Source organism: Paraburkholderia phymatum (assembly GCF_038900715.1).
Lineage (GTDB): Bacteria > Pseudomonadota > Gammaproteobacteria > Burkholderiales > Burkholderiaceae > Paraburkholderia > Paraburkholderia phymatum_A.
This window is the reverse complement of sequence record NZ_JAYMRZ010000009.1, coordinates 286,049-307,739: the sequence shown is the minus strand read 5'-3', so window position 1 is coordinate 307,739 and position 21,691 is coordinate 286,049. Positions and strand designations below refer to the sequence as shown.

Below are 21,691 nucleotides of genomic sequence, written 5' to 3'. Positions count from 1 at the left end.
GAATCCCGCGCATTGATCGACCGCCATCGCCAGTGTCAGTTGCTTCATCGTTTTTGGTTTTACCGTCGCATGTCCACGCTATAACGCATGACAGCCATGAGTGGTGGACTTGATCAGCATTGCCTTAGCACGCGGGCAAGTTCTTCAGCGACAGCGGCGGTCCTGCCCAGGCGTATGCGGACGGTACTACGCGGCCCTCGTTTTCGATGAAGCCGCGCGGCGTGCTTTCGATGCTTTCGAAACTTTCGATGCTTCTGCCGTATCGGCGTCGTCGCCGGCTGGGTTTTTGGCGGCGCTCGCTTCTGCTTCGCCGGATGCGTTCGCCTGCTGCGCGCCGAACCACGCGACGAGCGCCGCGTCCACCACGGCGTCGAGCGGCGCGCGCGGAAACACGGGGCAAGTCAGATGCAACGCGACGATGCCATGCATCGTGGCCCACAGCGCTTCCGCGCAGACCTGGCTGTCGGGCGAGCCGGGCAGACGCCCCTGCGCCTTCAGCGCATCGATCGACTCGACCATCAGACGAAACGCGGCATCGCCGGGGTCTTCATCGGACCCGACAGCGTCGCCTACCAGCGCGGCGCCCGTGTACGACGGATCTTCCATGAAGATCAGCCGGTACGTCTGCGGATTCGCGACACCGAACGCGACATACGCGCGCCCGATCGCTCGCAGCCGCTCGGCGGGATCGGCGATCGGGATCAACGGCTCGAAGGTGGCCAGCAACTGCGCGTAGCCCTCCGCGCACAGCGCATGCGCGATCGCGTCGCGGCTTTCGAAGTGCAGATACAGCGTGGCGGGCGAATATTCGATCGCCTCGGCGATCTTGCGCATCGACAGCGCGCCAAAACCTTCGCGCATGACGATGCGCCGCGCGGCATCGAGGATGCGCTCGCGCAGCTCCAGCTTCTGACGTGTCTTTCTTTCGGCGATTCCCATACAGGCAATTTTCGGGTTGACAAACTGAAAAGTCAAATTAAACTGAACACCGTTCACTGAACACTGTTCATAAAATTTCTTGCGCTCAGCGCGGCGCTGTTTTCGACAGTGCCGAAGCCGGCGGGCGCGTTTTGCGGGAGTCGTCATGGACCATGCAGCACAGATCGGCCTGTTCGGCGCGGCAGGCGCCGCCGGACAAAGCATCGCCCACGCGCTGGGCGCGGCGGGCCGCCGTTATCGCGTGATCGGACGTGGGCGGGCGGCGCTGCAGGCGTCGTTCGGTGACGATCCCCTCGCGGAAATCGTCACGTGGAATCCCGACGATCCCGCTTCCGTCGCGTCGGCGGCGGCGGGATTGCAGACGGCCGTGTATCTCGTCGGCGTGCCCTATCACCAGTTCGAAAAGCATCCGGTGCTGATGCAAAAGACGCTCGACGGCCTGCGCGCCGCCGGCGTGCAGCGGCTGATCCTGATCGGCACTGTCTATCCGTATGGTCGGCCGCGCAGCCGGCCCGTCACGGAATCGCATCCGCGCGAGCCGCACACGTTCAAGGGCAAGATGCGGCTTGCGCAGGAAAATCTCGTCATCGACGCGCATGGACGCGACGGGCTCGAAACGCTCGTCTTGCGCTTGCCCGATTTCTACGGACCGGGCGTCGAGCGCAGCTTTCTGCATGGCGTCTTCGAAGGCGCGGCGCTCGGCAAGCGCGCGCAAATGATCGGCCCCATCGATGTGCCGCACGAATTCGTATTCATGCCGGACGTCGGGCCCGTCGTCGAACGGCTGTCGCGCACGCCGGAGGCGTTCGGCCGCGTGCTGCATCTGGCGGGCGCGGGCACGATCACACAGCGCGAAATCGCCGAACGCGCATATGCGCTCGCGCAACGCGAGCCAAGGCTGATGGTCGCGGGCAAGACGATGCTGCGCGTGCTGGGCCTTTTCAATCCGATGCTGCGAGAGCTTGTGGAAATGCACTATCTGCTGACGGACCCCGTCATTCTCGACGATACGGCGCTGAACGCGCTGATCGGTCCGGTCAGGAAGACGTCGTACGAAGCGGGCATCGCGCAGTCGTTTGCGGCTGCACGTCAGGCTGCGCAACACGCTTCACAACAGGCTGCGCAGCGCGCGGATGCGAAGCGGCCCGCATGACAGGCGTGAACCCGCCCGTCGGGCGCGCGGACGAAGAACGGACAAAGTACGGAACAAGCGGAAAAGATCGCTCGCCTGGCGCTTCGCTGACGAGCCGTGCGAGCCGTGCGAGCCGTGCTTATGCGCCCGCCAGATTGCCTGGCGGAAAGTGGCCGCTCTTGAGCAGAACGGGCGTGCCATTGCTGATCAGCAGATGCTCCCTGGCGACGGCTTCGATATGCGCGCGGCCGGCGTCGAACGCGCGGCGCCATCCTTCCGTATCGTTTGATTTGGCGCCGAAGTGATCTTCGAGCGCTTCGACGGAAATCGCGCACGGCACCCGCTCACCATCGACGAGCGCCGGAAACACCAGCGTCAGGTTGAAGTCGCGGTAATCGGGTGCGTCCGCGGGGAAACGAATCTCCATGGTGACCTCATCGGGAAAATTCGGCGGAAAAGGCCAGCGGCAGCATAAGCGCGCGAAAGGCGCGAGATGCGCACGGCTGGCCCGGTCAGCGGGCTTTATGGTACTCGTAGCGGCATACGGCGGTCCAGCGCCGGGCGCGCGGCGAGCCGTGGGCGTTGCGAGCCGTGGGCGTTGCGAGCCGTGGGCGTTGCGAGCCGTGGGCGTTGCGAGCCGTGGGCGTTGCGAGCCGTGGGCGCTGCGAGCCGTGGGCGTTGCGAGCTGCGGGCTGCGGCTGCGGGGCTGCGAGCAGCGGACCTCGGGCCTTGCAGGCTGCGAGCCGTCGACGATGGGCCTTGCGGGCTGCTGGCCGCTGGCCTACTTATCTGCCCATCGGCGAATGCATGTCGCGGCCTTCGCGCGCGCACCGTGTGCGACCGCGCGCGGCATGCACCACATCCGTAGCATTGCCCGCGCGCTCAATGCCCGTCGAGCAGCCGGTCGACGTATGCGCGACCCGCCTGTTCGACGAAAGCGAGCGCCTCGTCTTCCGTCGAAAAGCGATGCTCATCGCCGATTTCGACGAGCGTCTCCATGCGGTGCGGATCGTCGGGCCCGCGCTCGGACAGGCTGACCGCGCCGACGTACAGGCCCTCGTGCTCGCCCGCGCGCCGCGCCTGCTCGTGCGGCGGCACGAGGCGCGCCGACGCACTGATGTAATAGCCCCGGTAAGGGCCGCTGACCCTCTCAGCCATACTCGCCTCTCGTTCTGTCAGTTACGGTTTCGTTCGATCGAAAGCACGGGGCACGCCACGTGCGATACACAGTAAGTCCTTCCATCGCGCGATAAGTTCTACAGCCGGTCCGGGCGCCTCCCGCGGCGCCGTGCAGTGCGCGCGCTCGCGCACTTTCGGACGCGGCGGCGGTCGAACGCGCTCCGCGGACACAACGCCAACCTGACGCGCACGCAACGCGAATCCAAGGGGAGGCATCCGCAATTTCCGGACGAGCACCGACGATATGGGAAAATATTTTCTTCGAGACAGCGAAATCGCCGAGCCGGACGCAGCCAATGCATGGTTTGCGTACGCGGAAAGTCATGGCATCGACATTCCGAAGGCGATCAGCATCTGGGAAGACGCCGCGACAGAGGAAGGCGCCGGGAGCCGGCGCCTCGTCGAGCAGGCGGGCATCCGCATCGACGTGTCCGAAACGGGACACCCCAGCATCAGACCCGAAGCCTGATGCGCGTGCGAGGGCACGCCTTGCCGCCATCGGCGCTCACCTGCTGCGCGTGCCCTCCTCCCGACGACGGTTCGCATCGGCGCGCCGCCGGCCACGGCCACGGCATGGCGGCCTTGCCGCGACCGCCTTGCGGCTCTTCGCTCACACCCTATTTCTTGAAGGAAACACAATGAAGTCGAAGTCGACTGCTGTTTTGTCCCGCGCGAAGCCGCTTGCCGCCCTGCCTGCGGCCGCACTTGCCGCATTGGCCGTGCTTGGAATCGCGAGCCTCGGCGGATGCGCGTCGTCCAACAACACGACGCTGATCAACCTGCCCAACGGCGAAAGCGGCTTCGCGGTCAACTGCAGCGGCGCGGACGCCGCGTCGAGCTGGGCATCGTGCTATGTGCAGGCGGGCAAGGCGTGTGGAGCGACGGGCTACGACATCGTGTCGAAGGACGCCGACGAAGGCGGCACGGCGGGCGGCGGCATCACGAACGTGGTGTCGGCGAACGTGAAGAACCGCTCGATGGTGATTCGCTGCAAATAAGCGAGCCTGCTCACTCCGTTGCGCCCACTTTCGCTGGGAACACGGCTCGCCGACAGCAGTAACGTGGGCTGCCGCACAGGCACACATGGCAACGTGGGCGGACGCACAAACGGGGCGTGAACCCAGACGGCACAATCGGTCCGGCGAACCTGATTTCCGGCGGCGAACCACTCACGCCAGCACAGTTCGAACGGAGGCCTGGGCTCGCCGAACCGCCCGCGTTCGATGCGGCTTCGCTTGGCCCGGCTGCAATCGCGGCCAATGCACACACGACGCCCTAGCCGCGCGAGGAACCCGCCTGAAGCACCCACGCGGAATCGACATGAGCACAGCGCCGCCGCGATCCGGCGACGCACAGGAGAACCAACGTGATCACCGGAACGCCCGCCGCGAAGCCTGACGCTCTGGTTCGGGGAAGCGATCCGATCCTGTGGTTCGCCGGCATCCTGATGCTCGCGTATGCCGTCGCCGTGCTCTCGGGGCCCATCGTCGCGGGTCACGATACGTATCTGTCGATCTCGCACGTCGAGACCTGGACCACCGCGATGCGCGCCGGCGATTTCCTGTCGGTATGGACGCCGACGCATGCGAACGGGTTCGGCTCGCCTTTGCCGTTCTTCTATCACAAGCTCTTCAACCTGGTCGCCGCAGCACTGACGATCACGACCGGCGATATCATCGTCGGTTTCAGGCTCGCGATCCTGCTGTTTTCGGGCGTGATGTTCCATGGCGTCTATCGCTGCGCGGCGCTTCTCGGCGCATCGCGTCAAACGCGCGTCGTGACGGCCGTGGCATGCACGATGTCGCCGTATGCGCTCATTTGCATCGTCGAGCGCGGCGCGGCCGCCGAGTATTCGGCGATGGCGCTCGTGCCGCTATGCGCCGCGTACGCCGCCGAACTGGTCCTTCGACGCCCGAAGCCCTGGCTCGGCGTCAAGCTGTTCGTTCTGCTGTGCCTGCTGGCGCTCGCGCACATCGTCACTTTCGCGGTGACGGCGTGCCTGCTCGCGGCGTTCGGGTTGACACGCCTGAAGTCCTCGCAACGGCGGGCGCTCATCCTTTTTGCGGCGAGCGCCGGCGCGCTGGTGTTGTTCGTGATCGTGATCTACGTGCCGTTCGTCGTGTGGGGAAGCTACTTCAGTCCGACTCAGGCGCGCCTGCACGGCCTGCCCGCCGATAACGCCGTGCCATTGATCCGGATTCTGTCGCCCAATCCCGCGTCGTGGTTCGGCTGGCCCGTGCTCTCGCTGCTCGCTGCACTCGGCTTTCTGTTGCGTCACCGGAAAGACAGACGCGCGAAGGCTCCGCTCGTCACGGGCCTGACGGCTCTCGCGTTGATCCTGCTGACCACGCGCATGAGCGCGCCGATGTGGCGGCTCTCGGCGCAGTTGGACTTCGTCCAGTTTCCGTGGCGTCTGCTGTCGATCGCGACACCTTTGATCTTCGCGACCTTCGCCGGCACCGTCGAACGGCTGCCTGCCAACCTGAAACGACCCACGCTGTTCGCGCTCCTCGGTCTGAGCGTGATACATGCCGCCGGCATGCTGTACTGGGTACACGGCGTATTCACGACCATTCCGTCAGCCGAACTTCGCCAGTCGAGCCCATCGACAGGCCCTGGCCCCGACGCCGGCGGCGAGTACTTTCCCGCGCGATACCGCGATGCGCTCGCCGCAACGCCCGATATCCTCGCGACGGGCGCCGCATCCGTGTTGCCGGCGCGGCGCGCGTTCGCGGACAGCGCGGGCGGATGCACGCTGCACTCGCCCGCCAACGTCGCTTATGTGCAGAGTCTTCAGATTGCGGTGACGTGCACGTCGGCGGGCACGGCGCGCATCAACCAGTTCGACACACCGTTCCTGGAAACGCGGGTGACGGGCAATGACAACGACAAGGGCGGCATGACGCGTGTGCGCCGGATCGAAGGCGGCCCGATGATCGAATTCGCGCTGCCGCCCGGAGACTGGACGCTGCATCTGCGGCAGCGCACTTACTTTGAACTGGTCGGCCTCGCGTGGCGGCAGAAGATCGAATACGGCGGCCGCAAGTAACACAGCGGTGACACAGCAGTGCCGCAGCGGTGACCCAGCAGTGACCCAGCAGAGCGGCGGCAAGCAGCCCGCGCCTGCCTTCGGCGAATCGCCCGTCAAACGCGGCCTGATTGCCCTTTCTGGCGAAACGTCCAGACGGAGTTGATCGAAAAGGTCGCGACGAGCACGACGCCCGTGGCGACCACTTGTGCGATGAGGTAGTTGATCCCGAGGTCGACAGCTAGCCACTTCATCACGAGGCCATTGATCAACATGCCGAAGCATGCCGTTGCCGCGAACTTCGGCAGCGTGAGAATGATGGGTTCGCGCGTGGAAAAGGTGTATCGGCGGTTCAGCTCGTAGTTGACGACGGCGCCCACGACGGCCCCGCTCACCGAGCCGCCCACGGGCCCCGTGAGGCCCGAAGCCACGAGCGCGACGAGCGTGCAATATTGCGCGGCCGTGCCGACCGCGCCGACACCCGCATACCGGATCAGGCGCATCGCGAGTGGCGCCCGATGCTTTTGGCGCGTGTCAGACGTGTCAGACATTGGGTGCGCTGCTCGCCTGGTAGCGGTCCTTGATCAGATACACGGGACGCTTCTTCGACTCGACATAGATGCGGCCGATGTACTCGCCCAGCACGCCGATGCCGATCAGTTGCACGCCGCCCAACATCAGCACGACCGTCAACATCGACGCATAGCCGGGTACGGCGACGCCGAGAATCAACGTCCGCGTGACGAGGAACGCCGCGTACATGAAGGCGAAAGCCGCGACCGCGCAGCCGACATACGTCCACACACGCAGCGGCAGCGTACTGAAACTCGTGAATCCTTCGAGCGCGAAATTCCACAGTTTCCATCCGGAGAACTTCGACTCGCCCGCTGCGCGCGGCTCGCGCACGTAATCGATGACGGCCGTCTTGTAGCCGACCCATGCGAAGAGCCCCTTCATGAAGCGCCGTGTTTCCGGCAACTTTCTGAGCGCGTTGGCCACGTCGCGCGTGATCAGCCGGAAATCGCCGACGTTCTCGGGAATCTGCGTATCGCAAACGGCGTTGTGCATCCGATAGAACATCGAGGCCGTCCGGCGCTTCAGGTACGAATCGGAATCCCGGTTGCTGCGCCTTGCCAGCACGACGTCATAGCCTTCGCGCCATTTGTCCACCAGTTGCCCGATCACACGCGGCGGGTCTTGCAGATCGGCATCGAACGGCACCAGCACATCGCCTAGCGCCTCGTCGAGCCCGGCCGAAAGCGCGGCTTCCTTGCCGAAGTTGCGCGTCAGATCGATCACGCGGATACGGCGGTCGAGATCGGCGCGCGCTTGCAGCATCGCGAGCGTATCGTCGCGGCTGCCGTCGTTGACGCAGACGATCTCGAACGTGATTCCGTCGATGGATTCGAGAACGGGAATGGTGGCGGCGAAGAAGTGATCCATCACCGCTTCTTCGTTGTAGAACGGCACGACCAGCGACAGCAGAGTCGCGTTGCGCGCTTTCGGCGCAGACGCGTCCGCTGCCGGCGCGGCGTTCAATGAGTTGCCCGACGCATGGGGACCCAGCTCATCCGCATCCATCTCGCGCCTTAAAGGCGAGTCGAATTGTTCGCGGCCGATATAGTTCATGGTTCATTCCCCGACAAGAAGGCATGGCAGCCGCGGTTGCTCGCATATACGCAGGCCCGGTGTTCGCGCATGGCTGCGTCGAAGGCGTTTGGCTTGTGCCTTTGACTTGAACCGTTGACTTGAGCCATCGACTTGAGCCATTGACTTGGGCCATTTGGGTCCGGGCCATTTGTGCCTGGGAAACAATGTAATGCCGTTCGGACCCTGCGTTTGTTCGCCACCCCACTTTCCGCGCGCGCGACGCCTGCGGACGAAGTGCCGCGATGCCCCTATCGCTCGCGCTCCGTTCGCCGTCGAACGATCCGTTTGCGACGCTGCGTGGAAGATCGCAACGTGACAGCGCGCGATACGCGAGACCGCCATTGCGCCGTACAAGAAAGGGGCACGCAGAATGGATCAGCATCTGGCAAACCTGGACGTGCACGAGGCTTGGCGCATCGTACCCGTCCTCGTCGTGCTCTTCGCTGCGATTTCGCTGCTGCGCTGGCGCGGACTCGATGCGCAGGAGATTCGCGCGGACGAGCGCTCACGCAATATCGACGGTCTGCGTGGATTCCTCGCGTTGGGCGTATTCCTCGCGCACGCTTCGGGCTACTACACCTACATGCGCACGGGATTCTGGGGACCGGGACCCGACCTGTTCTTCAATCAGCTGGGCAATATCGGCGTGTCGGTGTTTTTCGTCATCACGAGCTATCTGTTCTGGGGCAAAGCCATCGCTGCATCCGCGCGCGTGCATCGCGCCGCCGACTATCGCAGGTATCTGTTTTCGCTCTACCTGTCGCGCTTTTTTCGCGTCGCCCCGCTCTTCTACTTCGTGCTCTGCCTCACGCTTCTGATCGTATTCTCGGCGACGGGTCCGCATCTGAACGTGAGTCCCGCGAAGCTCGCGAAGGAAATCGCCAACTGGATGGCGCTCGGCCTCGGCGCAAACGTATGGATCAACGCAAGCCCCGAGCCGCCCGTGATGTTCGGCATGGTGTGGACGCTCGCGTGGGAGTGGTACTTCTATTTCTCGCTCGCGGTGACATCGCTGATCGCCTTCGTCCCACGGCTGCGCACTGCGTTTGTCGTGCTGATTTTCGGCGTATCGGCGGCGTTCAGTGTCGACGCCCGCTTCGGCGTGTGGTCGTATCTGATGCTGTTCAGCATCGGCATGACGGCCGCTACGTTGCCGCGCATCAGCTTTCGGCTCGACGGGATACCCACGTATGTGCGATCGCTGGGTGCAAGCGCATTGATCGCGCTCGCCTATGCCGGCGTCGGCGCTTCGAATGCGATGGTTCAGAACCTGCTGATCGCCGCGTTCTTCTATCTGGTGCTGACGGGCTGCGACCTCTTCGGCCTGCTGAAATCGCGGGGCGCCCAGCGGCTGGGCGCGATCAGCTACGGCATCTATCTGACGCACGGCGTCTGCCTGCATCTGGTGTTCGGGAACGCGTCGCTGCGACAGTTCTCGACGGGCTCGATCACGCAATATTGGACCGTCGTGCTGATCGCGGGCGCGCTGGTCGTCGCGATGTCCTGTGCGACGTATGTGATGATCGAGCGTCCCGGCATTGCTCTCGGCCGTGCGCTGCTGGCGCGTCGTGGATGGAAAGAGAAAACGCCGCAGTCCGGCACGGACGCGCAGACCGCGGCGGCGACATGAGTTGAGTCGGGTTTGCCGGGTTGATGGTTCGGCGCGTCGTCAGTGCGCCTGCATCTTCGAAAACAGATTGAGCACGACGACGCCCGCGACGATCAGACCGAGCCCAGCCACGGCCGGGAGATCGGGCACCTGGCGATACAGCACGATCGCCACCAGCGTGATCAGCACGATGCCGACGCCTGACCAGATCGCATAGACGATCCCGACGGGCAGGCTCTTTAGCGTCAGCGACAGGCAGTAAAACGAAATGCCGTAGCCGAGCAGCACGACGAGCGCGGGCACCGCGCGCGTAAAGCCTTCCGACGCACGCAGCGCGGAGGTTGCGATCACTTCGGCGACGATCGCGATCGCGAGCAGCACATAAGGCGGCACGCGCATGCGTCACGCCCTCGCAAGCGCGAGCTTGCTGTAGTCGTGGCCCAGTTGCGCGCACAGCGCCTCGACGACGAGCTCGTGATCCGCGCGTTGCGGCAGTCCCGACACCGTCACCGATCCGATCACGCCCGCGCCCTTCACGGTCAGCGGAAACGCGCCGCCATGCGACGCATAGTCGGATACGGCGAGGCCGTGCTTGTCCGCGAGCGTCGCGCCCGACTGCTGCAGCTTCAGGCCGACGCCGTACGAGCTGCGCCGGAAATGCGCGACGGTGTTGCCCTTGCGGCGAGCCCAGTCGACGTTGTCGGGCGTCGCGCCTTCGAGCGTGCAGAAGAAGAGCGGCTGGCCGAACGTGCGGATGTCGATCGCGAGCGCGAGTCCACGCGCTTTCGCGATCTCGTGCAGATACGCGCCGAGCTGCCATGCGCTGTCGGCATCGAAATGGGGGAAGACGAGCGCATGTTCCTGCGCGGCGATCGACTGCAAGTCGTGAGCGATGTCCATGGCGTGTCGAGGTAGCAAAGTGGGTGCATGCATGCCGCGCATCCCGCAACGGCTTGCGCGGCACGGCGGAACGGCGATTCTAGCGCAGGCGTCGCGCGGGCCGCCTGCCATGCTCGCACATCGGCGGCGCGCGTTCGAGACGGGTGTCGCGGCAGGCCAATTGCGTGTCGCTTCACGCGCTTTCCAGTCGATTCTTAAAAAACGATTGCATCGACCCTGCGTTTGCCATATAATCTTTTCTTCGACGGACGCGGGGTGGAGCAGTCTGGCAGCTCGTCGGGCTCATAACCCGAAGGTCGTAGGTTCAAATCCTACCCCCGCAACCAAGTTCAGCATCTGCAATGTCCGTCGCACCATCAAACCCGCCATCGGCGGGTTTTTTGTTTTGGGGTCGGCCTTATTTGCACGAACGCCTTCGCGTCGAAGCGCCCGACCACGCGCGCCCAGGCGTCATCGTGAACGCGCGAGCCGGTGATACACTCGCATCACCATTCTCCGTCCCCTCTCTATGAAATTCTGTTCCGTCTGCGGCCAGGCAGTGAGCCTGAGCATTCCGCCCGGCGACAACCGGGAGCGCTTCGTCTGCGCGAGCTGCGGCACCGTGCACTACCAGAATCCGCGCAACGTGGTCGGCACCGTTCCCGTGTGGGACGACAAGGTGCTGCTATGCCGCCGCGCGATCGAGCCGCGCTACGGCTACTGGACGCTGCCCGCAGGCTTCATGGAGATGGGCGAGACGACGTCGGAGGCCGCCGCGCGCGAGACGCTGGAGGAAGCCGGGGCGCGCGTCGAAGTGCAGAACCTGTTTTCGCTCCTGAACGTGCCGCACGTGCATCAGGTGCATCTGTTCTATCTCGCGCGGCTGCTCGACCTCGACATCGAAGCGGGCGAAGAGAGCCTCGAAGTGCGGCTCTTCGAAGAGCGCGACATTCCGTGGAACGACATCGCGTTCCCGACCGTCGCGCAGACGCTGCGCTTCTTCTTCACCGACCGCGCATCGGGCAACTACGGCCTGCATACGGGCGACATCTTCCGCTCGCTGCGCGACGGCTGACGTCACGACCACCAAGGCAGCATGGTTCCCTGGCTAGGTCCCGACGATCCGTTTCCGCCCGTCGAACGCGCGCTGTCCGCGGCGAGCGGCGCGCCCGGCCTGCTCGCCGCGAGCGCCGACCTGCTGCCTTCGCGACTGATCGATGCGTATCGGCACGGCATTTTCCCGTGGTATTCGGACGGCCAGCCCGTGCTCTGGTGGACACCCGATCCGCGCATGATCCTGCGTCCGCGCGAGTTCAAGGTCTCGCCGTCGCTGAAAAAGACGCTCAAGCGCGTGTTGCGCGACGACGCCTGGGAGATCCGCGTCGACGTCGACTTTCCCGCCGTGATGCACGCCTGCGCGCTCGCGCCGCGTCACGGCCAGCGCGGCACGTGGATCACGTCGGAGGTAATCGAGGCGTACACGTCGCTGCATCGCCACGGCGACGCGCACAGTGTCGAGACCTGGCATCGGGGCAAACGCGTCGGGGGTTTGTACGGCGTGTCGTTCGGCAAGATGTTCTTCGGCGAATCGATGTATGCGGAAGTGACGGATGCGTCGAAAATCGCGCTCTCCGCGCTCGTCTTCCACTTGCGACGCCATGAAATAGAAATGATAGACTGCCAGCAGAACACGTCTCATCTGGCGTCGCTGGGCGGCCGTGAGATCGCGCGCAAGGCGTTTGTCGCGCATGTGCGTGCTTCCGTCGACGCCGCGCCGATCCCCTGGCCGTTCGACAAGACTGTGCTGCGCGATCTGATCATGCCGGCCTTGCCGTCGGCATGACGCGAGCGCAGCCGACGACAACCGCGATGGACGTGTCCGTCCGGCATTTTGCGGGCCAATTGCCACCGTCACCAGCAATTGCCAGCCGACAGCCGGATTTGCAAAACCAGAAACGCTTCGAGAGCTGCTAACGTGACTCACCCGAATGAGCTGCCGCTTTCACCGCTTTCGGCGCTGCAATTCTATGCAACAGCGCCTTACCCTTGCAGCTATCTGGAAGGGCGCGTCGCGCGCTCGCAGGTCGCCACGCCCAGCCATCTGATCAACTCCGACGTCTACACCGAACTCGTTCGAGCAGGCTTCCGCCGCTCGGGCGTGTTCACGTACCGTCCCTATTGCGACGGCTGCCGCGCATGCGTGCCCGTGCGCGTGCCCGTCGAGCGTTTCAAGCCAAATCGCACGCAGCGCCGCGTATGGAAGAAGCACGGCGATCTGATCGCCACCGTCGCCCCGCTGCATTACGACGAAGAGCACTACGCGCTCTACATGCGCTATCAGTCGGCGCGGCACGCGGGCGGCGGCATGGATCGCGACAGCCGCGACCAGTACGAGCAGTTCCTGCTGCAAAGCCGGATCAATTCGCGCCTCGTCGAATTCCGCGAGCCTGCCAATCCCGGCTATGCGGGCCACCCGGACATGCCCGGCACGCTGCGCATGGTCAGCATGATCGACATTCTCGGCGACGGGCTGTCGTCGGTGTACACGTTCTTCGATCCCGACCAGCCGCACACGAGCTACGGCACCTACAACATCCTCTGGCAGATCGAACAGGCGCGCAACCTGAAGCTGCCCCATGTGTATCTCGGCTACTGGATACGCGAGAGCCCGAAAATGGCCTACAAGGCCAATTTCACGCCGCTCGAAGGGCTTTTCGACGGTGCCTGGAAAGTGCTCGATCCCTCCGCCCCCGACCTCTCGCCCGTCGATGCCGCCAAGGGCGGCTCGCGCGTGCTGCACCTCAGCCGCGGTTGAGCAGTCCCGCCTCGTTCACGGGGCTTACAACGACTATCCATGAGCCCGACGCGGTTTCGCAACGCGCGTCTCGCGTCACAACCCGCCTGTCCGCCCGAGCGCGCAACAGCGCAACCGCGCGAGAAACCCGAAACGCCGATAGCCGCTGCGCCGAACCGTTAAAATAGCGGGTTCTCATTTTTCAGCCGCCAGGCGCCCCGCCGTGTTCAGTTCCCTTTATCCGCTCGTACGCGCTCAACTCTTTCGCATGGACGCGGAAGACGCCCACCATCTGACCTTGCGCCTGCTCGGCGCCGCCGGACGCGCCGGCGTGGCGGGCGCGCTCGCGCCGCACGTGCCCGATTCGCCGCGCACCGTGATGGGCCTGACGTTCCGGAATCCCGTCGGGCTCGCGGCCGGGCTGGACAAGGATGGCGCGTGCATCGACGGGCTGGCCGCGCTCGGTTTCGGCTTTATCGAAGTCGGCACGGTGACGCCGCGCGCGCAACCGGGCAACCCGCGCCCGCGCATGTTCCGCCTGCCGCAGGCGAATGCCGTGATCAACCGGATGGGCTTCAACAACGCGGGCGTCGAGCAGTTCGTGAAGAACGTGCAGGCTGCGCGCTATCGCGGCGTGCTCGGCCTGAACATCGGCAAGAACGCCGACACCCCCATCGAGCGCGCCGCCGATGACTACCTGTACTGCCTCGAGCGCGTCTATCCGTTCGCGAGCTATGTGACCGTCAACATTTCGTCGCCCAACACGAAGAATCTGCGCCAGTTGCAAGGCGCCGACGAACTCGACGCATTGCTCGCGGCGCTCAAGGACAAGCAGCAGCGCCTCGCCGATCTGCACGGCAAGCTGGTGCCGCTCGCGCTGAAGATCGCGCCCGATCTCGACGACGAGCAGATCAAGGCAATCGCCGACACGCTGCTGCGTCACCGGTTCGAAGGCGTGATCGCGACCAACACGACGCTGTCGCGCGTGGCCGTGCAAGGCCTGCCGCACGCCGACGAAGCGGGCGGCCTGTCGGGACGGCCGGTGTTCGACGCATCGAATGAAGTGATCCGCAAGCTGCGCGCGCAGGTCGGCAACGACGTGCCGATCATCGGCGTGGGCGGGATTTTTTCGGGCGCGGACGCGCAGGCGAAGCTCGACGCGGGCGCGTCGCTCGTGCAGCTCTACACGGGTTTCATCTACCGCGGCCCTGCCCTCGTCGCCGAATGCGCGCAGGCGCTGGCGAAGCGCCCGGCGTAATCATCGAGGCCGCGCCGCGCGTGGGTGCATCCACGCGCGAATGACCATCAAAATCCCACACGTCTCGCGCGGCGTCACCGCACGGCCGCCAACGCATCGAGCCGCACGCCGAAGCGGTCGAAACGCGGCTTGTAGTAATGGTCGGGATCTAGCGAATACGCGACGCGGCGCGTGCGCCCCATCAGCTCGTTACGCGGAAAAAAGCCGAAGTAGCGCGAGTCCGCGCTGTCGTCGCGATTGTCGCCGAGCATCAGATACTCGCCGGGCGGCACCGTCACCGGGCCGAACGAGCTGCGCGGACTCGGCGCGAGTTCCGAGAGCCGGACGACGTGCGAGAAGCCCGCGAAACGCTCGGTCAGATAATCGCCGGGCGACACGGTGTCGCCGGGCAGCGGCGCGAGCGCGAGCGGCTGATAGCTCGCGCGCACGCCGTTCACATACAGCACGTTGTCGCGCATCTCGACGGTATCGCCGGGCAGGCCGATCAGCCGCTTCACGATCAGCTCGTGCGCCGCCGACGAATCGATCGTCACGATGTCGCCGCGCTGCGGATCGTGCAGATGCACGAGCGCGATATGCGTGAGCGGAATGCGCAGATCGTAGGCCATCTTGTCGACGAGGATGCGGTCGCCCTCGCGTATCGTCGGCAGCATCGAGCCGCTCGGCACGACGTTCCAGTCGGCGATCGCGCTGCGGAACAGCACCATCAAAACAATAAACGCGACGAGACTCTTGTTCTCGCGCCACAGCCGGACCAGCATGCGCATGATCGCGCTCCTTTCCACGATACCTGAAGGAAAACGAAAGCGGACCGGGGAATCCGGTCCGCGCTGATCCTACCACCGCGCATGCCGTGCCGGCGGTTTCACTCGCAGGGAAACGTCAGCCCCAGCGCCGCGCGCGCCGCATCGGCCATCGAGATCATCTGGTGCGACTTCGCGTGCGTCATGATCGGGCTTTCGAGCTGCCCGCCGCGAATCAGGTCGCAGAAGTGCTGCGTCTCGTAGTTGAGGCCGCCGCCTTCGAACGGCGCGTCGAGTTCGACGACGCGTCCGTCGACATAACGGACCGTCGCGCGCGCCGGATTCCACCAGTTCTCGTGAATCGTCACGTTGCCGCGCGTGCCCGCGATAAACGCATCGCCCTTGCCGAACAGGTCGAGCCCGCAAAAGAGCTGCGCGATGCCCTTTTCGTGCCGGCTGTTGAGGCTCGCGAACGTATCGACGCCCGTGGGTCCGAGCCGTCCCAGCGTCTGCACGTCGAGCGGCGCGCCGAGCCAGTCGACGGCGAGAAACATCTCGTAGATGCCGATATCGAGCAGCGCGCCGCCCGCCTGTTCGAACGACAGCGACGGATGATCGCCGGGCACGCCGGGCACCGAGCAGCCCGCGCGCACAAGGCCGATTTCGCCGATGGGATCGGCGCAAAGATGCTCGCGCAGTTTCAGATAGAGCGGATAGAACGGCGGCTTCATCGCTTCCATGAAGAGCCGCTGCGAAGCGCGCGCGCTGTCGATCACGCGCGCGAGTTGCGCCGCATTCACTGTCGCGGGTTTTTCGCACAGCACGTGGATACCGGCTTCGAGCGCGACGCACGCGTAATGCGCGTGGCTGTCCTGCATCGTCGCGATATAGAGTGCGTCGATTCCGCTTCGAAGCAGCGCGGCGAAGCTCTCGGCCGCTTCGCCGCCATGCTGCTGCGCGAACGCGTCGGCGGGCGCGCGACGGCGCGACCATACGGCCGCGAGGCGCGTGTTCGGGACGTGCGCGAGGCTCTGCGCGAAGCGGTGGGCGATGCGCCCTGCGCCCACGATGCCCCAGCGGATCGTTGCGTGATGTGCGGACGGGTCGTGCGTGGCTGCGTTGTTCATCGGTCGCAAGAAAATCCTGATCGGTGAGTGACAGCCGACATTGTCGCCGATGTCGTCTCCCACTTCGCCGGACAGGCGCTTGCGGCCTGGCGGAATCCTGCTTGCGATCTATTCCGTCTGCGCGTCGGGCATCGCCAGGCTCAAGCGGCTCATCGAATAGTCGATCACCGCCATCGACGCCGCTTCCGCTTCCTTCGCATCGTGCCGCTCGATCGCCTCGACGACGCGCGAATGCAACTTCACCGTTTCTTCCCATGCGCCCGGCGGCTGCTCGACGAGCGGCTTGAGCGCCGACAGCGCGCCGCGAATGATGGCCGCCATCTGCTGGAAGAACTGGTTGCCGCTCGCGACGACGATGCGCGTATGCAGCGCTTCGTCGGCCGTCTGATGGCCGGGCTCGCCGGGCGGGCTGGTGCGGAACGCCTCGAACGCATCGCGGATCGCGGCGATGTCCGACGCGTTGCCGCGCGTCGCCGCCTGCGCCGCGGCGCGCGGCTCGATCAGCACGCGAAACTCGATCACGTCGCGCAGAAACATCGGATCGGGCTTCGCGCGAAAGCGCCAGTTCACGACGTCCTCGTCGATCATGCGCCAGTCGTGCATCGGGCGTATGCGCGTACCGATCTTCGGCCGCACGTCGAGCATGTGCCGCGCGAGCAGCATCGACAGCGCCTCGCGCATCACCGTCCGGCTCACGTCGAATTCCTTCGACAATACGTCTTGCGGTGGGAGCACCGCGCCGTATTTTTCTTCGACGATCCCGGTCACGAGCCCGTCCATGACCTTGCTGACCAAGGATCGTTCTTTATTGGTTTGCTCCATCATGCTCTTCTCCCCGATGAGGCGTTTCTCGCCTGCGATAAGTTGATCACGGGCCCTCGTGTCATCTTCTGACTACGTTGCGTCGCTTTATCTTGATACGCCAGTCGGGAATCACCTTGACAGGGTATTCCCTCCGATGAATTGTTTCTTTCGTGTAACGCGTCGTGAAGCGACGGCGAGCAGCGCATCGCAACAGCGTGCGCAACGGGGAAAAATTGCACTGAAGAAAGGCCGGCAAGCATTTGTCCGCCATCCACCCGTTATCTGATTACGTCGTCGCCGATCGCATCAATTAGCAGTCCGCATGCAAATGCCCGCAGCCAGCCAATCGCAGCGCACAATCCGCTTCCGCTCACTCCACCATCAACAACGTCCGTTCGCCACCGACGCATAGCGTCCGCCGAAAAACACCAGCGGCGCCTGTTCGTCGAGCGAGAAAACCAGTACTTCACCGATGAACAACGTGTGGTCGCCGCACGGATGCCGGTCGACGATGCGGGCTGCAAAACGTGCAACCGCGCTCTCCAGCAGCATCACGCCAGGCAGTCCGTCGACGGCGGCGAAACAGGGCACGAGCCACGTCTGCGGTTCGCCCGCGAAATGGCGGCTGTGCGGTTCCTGGTCATTCGACAGCACGCTGACGCCGAAGTGCGTGTCGTCCATCAACCTGTCGTGCATCCGCGCGCGCGCGCCGACGGACACGACGATCAGCGGCGGATTCAGCGAGCCCGACATGAACGCGTTGGCCGTCATCGCATGCAAAGATTCACCGCAGCCGCTCGATATCACGACGACGCCTGTTGCAAAGCGGCCGAGGGCATGGCGAAAGCGGCGCTCGTCGAAGACCGGTGCGCGTGCAACGTCTATGGCGTCGACGGGGAGCCTTCTGGCGTTCATCTGCGATCCTCGCTCCATGCCAAACCTCGTTCATCGTCCGCGCGCGACGCGACGCTTCGACACTACGCTGCGCAGCATGCAACCATTGAACCAACCGTGAACACGTTTCACTGTTCGTGAGCACACGTAGCCTGACGAATTGGCCGATCGTGACTGTATTGCGGCGAATACGCGTCCCTGCAATGCGCCAGCGCAACGTCGTCGGGCAACGTCGTCGGGCAACTTCGTCGAGCGACGTCGGCGCGTGACGTCGTGCGCCACGAGCACATGACGGCACGCCGATACTAGCGACCCGCGCGCGAGACCGCTGTTCGATACATCACATTGCGGGACGGGCGCCGTCGTTGTCGTCGCACGCGCCGACAGGTGATACGTGGGTGAGCGGCGATCAGATGCCGAAACTTGCCCCGTGGATAGGCGTTTGACTCGTGGGATTCGAATCGTGCATTCGAGTCGCGGGCGTGGACGCGAACCCGCTCGCTCTGGCGTGACGCCGCTTGCGCACGGCGTCACGCAGACGCATCCGTCATGCCGCCGGCTGCGTGTCTGGTACCGGCGCCGACCTCGACGGCTTGCGGGCGATGAAGTGAAACCACCAGGCATCGCTGGTCTGCGCCTCATCGGGAATGGACTGGCCGTCGCAGCTATTGAACACGGCATCGATGTCGAACCCGATCTGCCTGAGCTGCCGCCGTTGCTCACGCAGCGTCGTATAGACGATCACAATGCCGAAGTAATGCGCGGCGGCCGTCTTGATCGAATAGCCTTCGAAGTCGCGGTGCAGCTTCACGTTGCGGCGGTAGTTGTAAACGGCCTGCGGCAACTGATGCATCGCGCGCAATACCCGCCAGCCGAATCGCGCAGGGTTGATCGAAAAGCGCGGCAGCAGCTTGCGCGGACTCTCGTGAAAGCCAGGGCCTTCGCGATTGTGACTCGAGAACAGCACCAGGCCGCCCGGCTTCGTCACGCGGTACATCTCGCGCAGAATGCGCTCGCGGTCTTCATAGTCGACGCAATCGATGCCGTTCCAGCTGAACGCGCACAACGCGAAGTGATCGGACGGCAGCGCCGCCATGTTGCGCGCGTCCATCAGCCGGAGATCGACGCCAGGAAAGCGCCGCTGCGACTGCTCGAGCAGCTTGGCGGTGTAGTCGATGCCCACATAGTTCGTCGAGATTTCCCGCATCAGCGGCACCGTGCGGCCCGCGCCGATGCCGATATCGAGCAGCGGCTGTCCCGCGCATTCGGTGGCGAGCCAGGCGAATGCGGCCTCTTCGCCGAGGTCGCTCCAGGTTTTCTCCGTGTTGAATTCGCGCCATGCATCGCGTGAATTCCACGCCTGCTGGTTGATGCGATCCATTGGAAGTCCCAAGGTCATGAACTCACTCCGTCAGAATAGGTTCCGTGCGGCGTCGGAACCGACACCGCGGCTGCAGCCCTGTCGCCCTTCGCGTCGTCTCGCGGCGTAGAGCCCGAACGCCCACGCACGGCGGATGCCTCGACAAAGCTATCGAACAACCAGTGGTTCGCCCCCGTGATCGCGGCCTCGCGTGCTTCGCGCGTGAAGAGCGCGTGATCGAGCCGCGGCAAGGTCGTCGTTCGTACACCCGGGTAGCGCCGCAATGCGCGCAGCCCCGAGCCGAACTGGATCTTGAGTTCTTCTATTCCAAGATCGAACTCGCCATACGCGAGCCGGACATTGGCGCCCTTGTCATGCAGCTTCTGCATCAGATCGTGTACGTCGTTCTTCGACAGCGAGATGCCCGTGCAAGACCTGACCCATTCGGCGGCGCGCAGACCCGCGCTGCGCGCGAGGCGCGTCGACAGACCGCGTATCACGCGCATCAGCGAGCTCTCGCCGCGCAGCACACGCTGCCATTTGTCGAGGCTCAGCGCCGAGCGGCGCAATACCGCAGAGGGTGCGAGGCCCGCCGTCGCCTCCGTCAGCTCGATGCCGTCCCAGATGAATTTCTGCAGGTTCACGCCATAGCAGCCGACGATCTGCGGATGCCGCGCGCACGCATGCAGACTCACGAACGCGCCGCCGCACACGCCGAACGCGACGATGCGCGCGTGGCCCTGCGCGATCAGCCAGTCGGCGCCCGCCATCGCGTCGATCGCGGACTGGTCCGCGTAAATTGTGTCCAGATCGACGTGCGGCGCGGTGGGCGAACTGTCGCCGAGTCCGCCCAGATCCATGCGCAGCGACGCGATGCCCTGCGCGGCAAGCAGCCGCGCGAACAGCACGAAGATGCGGCCATCGCCGATATGGTGGCTCGCGCCCGTGTTGACGAACAGCACGGCGGGCGCATCGGCGCGCGGCACATCCGGTTTGCAATGGATGCCGAAATAATCGCCGAACACGACGGGATATTCGCTCGCGCCTTCGCGCGTGAGCCGCAACATCAGCGCGTCGCCGCGCGCGGCATTTCCTTCGCATGCAGCGGCTCGATCCGCGTGTGCAACGGACGCAACGCCCGCATCGTGCCGCTCGGCGCTGCCGCCCGCCGCGAGCCACATCGTGACGGCTGCAAACGCGTGAACGGGCTCGACGCTGTACAACGCCTCGATCAGAAACCGGTCGGCCTCTTCGAACGGCTGACGCTCGACTTCGACGCCATGCGCGACGTAGTGCTGCGCGAGCGCGGCGAGCCGCGCGCGGTCGCTCGATTCGAAAATCAGCACGCGTCTCGCAGGCGCGCGCGTATCGTTGCGCAGATCCACTGCGGCAAGCTGCATGATGTCGTCGCCATGCAGCCCGAAGCCGAACGCTTCGACATATGCGGCGTTATCGGGAATCGGCACCGCGTTGATGCCCGCCGGCGTGCTGAGCCAGCCCTGACGGTGCGCGCGCAGCTCGCGGATATAGCTCTTGCCCAGCACCACGGGCGACAGCATCGCGAGCCCGTCGATATCGCCGATCCGCTGCGCGGCGAGCGCGGCCAGCGTCGCGCCGAGCCTCAGCCCGCACAGCGACACGCGCTCGACACCTGTGCGCTCGCGCAGGCATCGCACGGCACTGGCGATGCTGGCGATCCATGCATCGATGCGTCCCACGTCCTCTTCCACGCCCGCCGAGTCGCCCGCGCCCGGATAGTCGAAGCGCAGCACCGGCATGCCCGCCGCCGACAGCCGCTGCGCCAGCGCGCGCCATCCGCGATGCGTACACAGCGCGTCGTAGCCGAACGGGTTGCACAACACGACACCGTGCCGCCCCTGCGCCGGATGGAGCCAGCCGAAACAGTCGTCGAAAACGACAGGTGTCATCGAAGTCCCTGAACGCGAGGTTCACGCCTGACCGCCGCAACCCACGCTGTCACATCGACGGCAAGCTGCGCGGCTTTGCTGATTGAACGAAACGAAGAGCGGCATCCTCGACGTTGCCCGTGATTTAAACAATCCCGACCCGACGAATCTGTACGCCGACCCACACTGCCGTGCGATGCACAAAACGCGCGCAGCGAGCCTCGGAGCGGAACCTGCGATCCCGTGACGCCGACCAGCCAGACTGGCTCATGAAACGCGCCGGTGCGAGCGGGCACTGTGAGCATCGACGGTGCGCGGACGCACAAACGCCGCGGTGCGCGGCTGGCAGAATCGTGCAACCGATGCCCGACCCGCCTGTCTGCGACGG

At 64.9% G+C, this 21,691-nt stretch carries 22 protein-coding genes and 1 tRNA gene; 10 read left to right on the top strand and 13 right to left on the bottom strand.

What is annotated here, in order from left to right:
• Positions 1 to 186: 186 nt before the first annotated feature.
• Entirely contained in the window at positions 187 to 939 is a 753-nt protein-coding gene (locus VSR68_RS19090) for a TetR/AcrR family transcriptional regulator (protein ID WP_342941305.1), read from the bottom strand.
• Positions 940 to 1,084: 145 nt separating this feature from the next.
• Between VSR68_RS19090 and VSR68_RS19085 the strand changes: the two genes are divergently transcribed.
• Positions 1,085 to 2,092 carry an NAD-dependent epimerase/dehydratase family protein gene (locus VSR68_RS19085; protein WP_342941304.1) on the top strand — a complete coding sequence of 336 codons (1,008 nt, stop codon included), beginning with the start codon at positions 1,085 to 1,087 and terminating at the stop codon, positions 2,090 to 2,092.
• Between the two features lie 118 nt (positions 2,093 to 2,210).
• Here the strand turns inward: VSR68_RS19085 and VSR68_RS19080 are convergent, their stop codons facing one another.
• The gene (locus VSR68_RS19080; RefSeq protein WP_152759691.1) at positions 2,211 to 2,498 is read right to left on the bottom strand and encodes a DUF1488 domain-containing protein; all 288 of its coding nucleotides are present in this window, start codon (positions 2,496 to 2,498) and stop codon (positions 2,211 to 2,213) included.
• A 455-nt stretch (positions 2,499 to 2,953) separates the two neighbouring features.
• Entirely contained in the window at positions 2,954 to 3,229 is a 276-nt protein-coding gene (locus VSR68_RS19075) for a hypothetical protein (protein ID WP_342941303.1), read from the bottom strand.
• Between the two features lie 265 nt (positions 3,230 to 3,494).
• Between VSR68_RS19075 and VSR68_RS19070 the strand changes: the two genes are divergently transcribed.
• From VSR68_RS19070 to VSR68_RS19060, 3 genes are all read left to right on the top strand, one after another.
• On the top strand, positions 3,495 to 3,719 hold the full coding sequence (locus VSR68_RS19070; RefSeq protein WP_342941302.1) for a hypothetical protein: 225 nt from the start codon (positions 3,495 to 3,497) through the stop codon (positions 3,717 to 3,719).
• A 169-nt stretch (positions 3,720 to 3,888) separates the two neighbouring features.
• The gene (locus tag VSR68_RS19065; RefSeq protein WP_342941301.1) at positions 3,889 to 4,248 is read left to right on the top strand and encodes a hypothetical protein; all 360 of its coding nucleotides are present in this window, start codon (positions 3,889 to 3,891) and stop codon (positions 4,246 to 4,248) included.
• A gap of 368 nt (positions 4,249 to 4,616) precedes the next feature.
• Entirely contained in the window at positions 4,617 to 6,299 is a 1,683-nt protein-coding gene (locus VSR68_RS19060) for a 6-pyruvoyl-tetrahydropterin synthase-related protein (RefSeq protein WP_342941300.1), read from the top strand.
• A 95-nt stretch (positions 6,300 to 6,394) separates the two neighbouring features.
• Here the strand turns inward: VSR68_RS19060 and VSR68_RS19055 are convergent, their stop codons facing one another.
• Positions 6,395 to 6,829: a GtrA family protein gene (locus VSR68_RS19055; protein WP_342941299.1), complete on the bottom strand. Its 435-nt coding sequence runs from the start codon at positions 6,827 to 6,829 to the stop codon at positions 6,395 to 6,397.
• A complete protein-coding gene (locus VSR68_RS19050; RefSeq protein ID WP_342941298.1) occupies positions 6,822 to 7,907 on the bottom strand; it encodes a glycosyltransferase family 2 protein in 1,086 nt (361 codons plus the stop codon). The genes VSR68_RS19055 and VSR68_RS19050 overlap by 8 nt, the downstream gene beginning before the upstream one ends.
• 391 nt (positions 7,908 to 8,298) lie before the next feature.
• On the opposite strand from VSR68_RS19050, the gene VSR68_RS19045 reads away from it, so the two are divergent.
• Positions 8,299 to 9,558, top strand: coding sequence for an acyltransferase (locus VSR68_RS19045; RefSeq protein WP_342941297.1), 1,260 nt, complete (start codon positions 8,299 to 8,301; stop codon positions 9,556 to 9,558).
• A gap of 39 nt (positions 9,559 to 9,597) precedes the next feature.
• Here the strand turns inward: VSR68_RS19045 and VSR68_RS19040 are convergent, their stop codons facing one another.
• The gene (locus VSR68_RS19040) at positions 9,598 to 9,930 is read right to left on the bottom strand and encodes a DMT family transporter (RefSeq protein WP_428983535.1); all 333 of its coding nucleotides are present in this window, start codon (positions 9,928 to 9,930) and stop codon (positions 9,598 to 9,600) included.
• 9 nt (positions 9,931 to 9,939) lie between these two features.
• Entirely contained in the window at positions 9,940 to 10,437 is a 498-nt protein-coding gene (locus tag VSR68_RS19035; protein WP_342941295.1) for a heme-degrading domain-containing protein, read from the bottom strand.
• A 249-nt stretch (positions 10,438 to 10,686) separates the two neighbouring features.
• Between VSR68_RS19035 and VSR68_RS19030 the strand changes: the two genes are divergently transcribed.
• The 5 genes from VSR68_RS19030 (at position 10,687) to VSR68_RS19010 (ending at position 14,468) form a co-directional block, all read left to right on the top strand.
• Positions 10,687 to 10,763: transfer RNA gene (locus tag VSR68_RS19030), tRNA-Met, on the top strand.
• 182 nt (positions 10,764 to 10,945) lie between these two features.
• Positions 10,946 to 11,491 (top strand): NUDIX hydrolase, encoded by a 546-nt coding sequence (locus VSR68_RS19025; RefSeq protein WP_342941294.1) that lies wholly within the window; start codon positions 10,946 to 10,948, stop codon positions 11,489 to 11,491.
• Between the two features lie 21 nt (positions 11,492 to 11,512).
• Complete coding sequence (gene aat / locus VSR68_RS19020) at positions 11,513 to 12,259, top strand: leucyl/phenylalanyl-tRNA--protein transferase (protein WP_342941293.1); 747 nt, start codon at positions 11,513 to 11,515, stop codon at positions 12,257 to 12,259.
• Positions 12,260 to 12,391: 132 nt separating this feature from the next.
• Positions 12,392 to 13,231 (top strand): arginyltransferase, encoded by an 840-nt coding sequence (locus VSR68_RS19015; RefSeq protein WP_342941292.1) that lies wholly within the window; start codon positions 12,392 to 12,394, stop codon positions 13,229 to 13,231.
• Positions 13,232 to 13,433: 202 nt separating this feature from the next.
• Positions 13,434 to 14,468, top strand: coding sequence for a quinone-dependent dihydroorotate dehydrogenase (locus VSR68_RS19010; protein ID WP_342941291.1), 1,035 nt, complete (start codon positions 13,434 to 13,436; stop codon positions 14,466 to 14,468).
• Positions 14,469 to 14,542: 74 nt separating this feature from the next.
• Here the strand turns inward: VSR68_RS19010 and lepB are convergent, their stop codons facing one another.
• The 6 genes from lepB to VSR68_RS18980 form a co-directional block, all read right to left on the bottom strand.
• Positions 14,543 to 15,235 (bottom strand): signal peptidase I, encoded by a 693-nt coding sequence (lepB, locus tag VSR68_RS19005; RefSeq protein ID WP_342941290.1) that lies wholly within the window; start codon positions 15,233 to 15,235, stop codon positions 14,543 to 14,545.
• 98 nt (positions 15,236 to 15,333) lie between these two features.
• Positions 15,334 to 16,338 carry a Gfo/Idh/MocA family oxidoreductase gene (locus tag VSR68_RS19000; protein ID WP_342941289.1) on the bottom strand — a complete coding sequence of 335 codons (1,005 nt, stop codon included), beginning with the start codon at positions 16,336 to 16,338 and terminating at the stop codon, positions 15,334 to 15,336.
• 108 nt (positions 16,339 to 16,446) lie between these two features.
• A complete protein-coding gene (locus VSR68_RS18995; protein WP_342941322.1) occupies positions 16,447 to 17,160 on the bottom strand; it encodes a FadR/GntR family transcriptional regulator in 714 nt (237 codons plus the stop codon).
• Between the two features lie 363 nt (positions 17,161 to 17,523).
• Positions 17,524 to 18,057, bottom strand: a complete 534-nt coding sequence (locus VSR68_RS18990; RefSeq protein WP_342941288.1) for a flavin reductase family protein — start codon at positions 18,055 to 18,057, stop codon at positions 17,524 to 17,526.
• A 526-nt stretch (positions 18,058 to 18,583) separates the two neighbouring features.
• Positions 18,584 to 19,435 (bottom strand): class I SAM-dependent methyltransferase, encoded by an 852-nt coding sequence (locus tag VSR68_RS18985; protein WP_342941287.1) that lies wholly within the window; start codon positions 19,433 to 19,435, stop codon positions 18,584 to 18,586.
• Positions 19,432 to 21,324: an alpha/beta hydrolase gene (locus tag VSR68_RS18980; RefSeq protein WP_342941286.1), complete on the bottom strand. Its 1,893-nt coding sequence runs from the start codon at positions 21,322 to 21,324 to the stop codon at positions 19,432 to 19,434. The genes VSR68_RS18985 and VSR68_RS18980 overlap by 4 nt, the downstream gene beginning before the upstream one ends.
• Positions 21,325 to 21,691 lie beyond the last annotated feature (367 nt).